Here is a 1,952-nt window from a genome sequence, read left to right as displayed (position 1 = left end):
GGCTCTTTCAACGGGCAGGTGCTCGTAAAAAGCGCCGTAGGTGTGGGTGCTGTAATTGTCCTGCACCAACTGGATGGTGGGCACGTCCGGGTAATGGGTGGCAACCACCCCATCCATAAATCGGGCGTAATCCGCCTTGGTTTTGGTGGCGGTGACTTGCAGATGGTGCTGGCCGGTGTCGATGTTATAGGCCAGCAGCACGTTGCAAACGCCTTTGCGCAGGTACTCCTGGTGTTCTTTGCGGGTCGCCCCCGGCTTGGCCGGAATCGGGCTCAGCACGTGGTCGAGCAACTGGCAGGGCCGCTCGTCGAAGCACAGGCGCGTGACGCCCGCGACGACGGGCTGCGCGTATACATCCAACACGTCTTCCAGGTTGGCCAGGTACTCGCCCGTGAGGGTGCCAATGCACCACATCTGCTTCAACCAGGGCTTGAGTTGGCTTTTTTTAAAACGTTACGAATCGTTTCGTTGGAAATCACGGGCCCGTACGCGAGTGCCACCAACGTCTCGTTGAGCAGCGACAACGTCCAGCGGGCGGCCCCGGCCGGGGCCTCGCTGCAGGCCAGGCTCGTGATTTTCGCTTCCAAGGCCGCCGTTACTTTCGGCGGTTGGCCGCTGCGCGGGCGTTCTTCCAGGGCATCGGCCAGTCCGGCGGCCAGGTAACGCCGCTTGAGGCAATAGTACTGGTTGGCCGAAATACCCGCTTCGGTTTGCACGACCAACCGGGCTTTCCCCGCGCCCATGGCCTACAGGGCACGGGCACGGGTGATTTTACGGCTCTTGTGGGTGCCTTTTTTGATAATACTACGCAACGTGGCGTGGTCGGCGGGGGGTAAAATGACGGGGGCAGCGGTGCGGGCCATAAGGGGAAAGGAGGGGGGTACGCTGCCTAAACTAATAATGCTGTAATTAAGTTGTCAGAACACTAGCTTGAATATCATTCCCTCAGAATAACCCTCGTTTACCTTCGGACCTTTTTGCTAAACGTCAGACTGTCCTTTCTAAGGTTGTTTAGCTTCTAATGGTGGACGACTTCTCTACCCGTTTCAGTGCAGCTTAATCAAATTGCGCGCGTTGGTTTCGCGAAGCTCTAGGTAGTCGGGCAGGGTAAACGCATTAAAATCTGGCCAACTGTCTTTCCAGGCCCTGGGGATACTTGGGTACCAAAAGAGCCCGCCGATGGAGCCCGGATAGCGTTTTCAAAAGTGCCTCCAGACGCGAGAATCGAAGCTGGGTTTTTTAATGCGTTTACCCTGAGGTAGTCGGGGTTGCTCAATGCGCGGAAAACTATCGCTTTTGAGGGACTAGGCGACTCCAGCAAGCCATCGGAAGAATTGCCGACGATGGTCCCGTTTTCACACGTCAGGATGGCTTCAAAATAGGCGTCGAAACCACTCAGGTGTGGTAGAATCACGCAATCGCGACTGGGAATTTCTCGGGTGCGGTACTCGCCCCGCACAAACGCCACGCCCCGGCTAAATAACCGACCTCGATGGAACGCCTTTGAGTAGGTGATGGCGGTGACGGGTTGGGCACACCCCTCCACGGGATAGGTCGTAAACTCGTATTCGGTTAGAAAAAACAACCACCCCACTACCAGGCCAAAGGCTAACAAACGCAAAACAGGTGCTTTTCTCACTTAACGGGAGCGGTTGGGGTAAACGGGAGAGCACGGCAACAGAAAAGCAAGGTAGGGGCACGGGTACAATAGAGGGTTAAAACGCTCCTTCAACTGAACGGAGCGCGTTTACTTTCGGACCGTTTTGCTGCACTCCAGCATCGTTGCCTTCCCTGAGCGCGAAGCTGCGTGTTGCCTTCGGTGGGCATTTCATGTAGGGCACCGGTACTACGCCATTCCCTGATGGGGTTGTCGGCGCGGCGGAGTATGTCTCGTCCGGCTATTTGTTGACAGGAATAAGGCAAGGGCCCCGCTCGGATTTTCCGGCGGGGCT

Annotated in this window: 3 protein-coding genes; all 3 read right to left on the bottom strand. The window is 56.8% G+C overall.

All coding sequences use genetic code 11. From position 1 onward, the window contains the following. Window positions 1-414, bottom strand: a 414-nt coding sequence (locus IEW17_RS20550) for a transposase (protein WP_188563936.1), incomplete at its 3' end; no start/stop codon positions are given. 5 nt (window positions 415-419) lie between these two features. Then, entirely contained in the window at window positions 420-743 is a 324-nt protein-coding gene (locus IEW17_RS20545; RefSeq protein ID WP_229749185.1) for a helix-turn-helix domain-containing protein, read from the bottom strand. A 347-nt stretch (window positions 744-1,090) separates the two neighbouring features. Next, window positions 1,091-1,639 carry a hypothetical protein gene (locus tag IEW17_RS21185; RefSeq protein ID WP_229749184.1) on the bottom strand — a complete coding sequence of 183 codons (549 nt, stop codon included), beginning with the start codon at window positions 1,637-1,639 and terminating at the stop codon, window positions 1,091-1,093. Window positions 1,640-1,952 lie beyond the last annotated feature (313 nt).

It is taken from the genome of Hymenobacter frigidus (genome assembly GCF_014640435.1).
GTDB classification, from domain to species: domain Bacteria; phylum Bacteroidota; class Bacteroidia; order Cytophagales; family Hymenobacteraceae; genus Hymenobacter; species Hymenobacter frigidus.
Note: the sequence above shows the minus strand (reverse complement) of the source record. Positions and strands in the feature narration are given on the sequence as shown.

What these genes read in the sequence shown, in the direction of transcription:
- IEW17_RS20545 (WP_229749185.1), bottom strand. Translation starts at nt 743, where the DNA reads ATGGGCGCGGGGAAAGCCCGGTTGGTCGTGCAAACCGAAGCGGGTATT.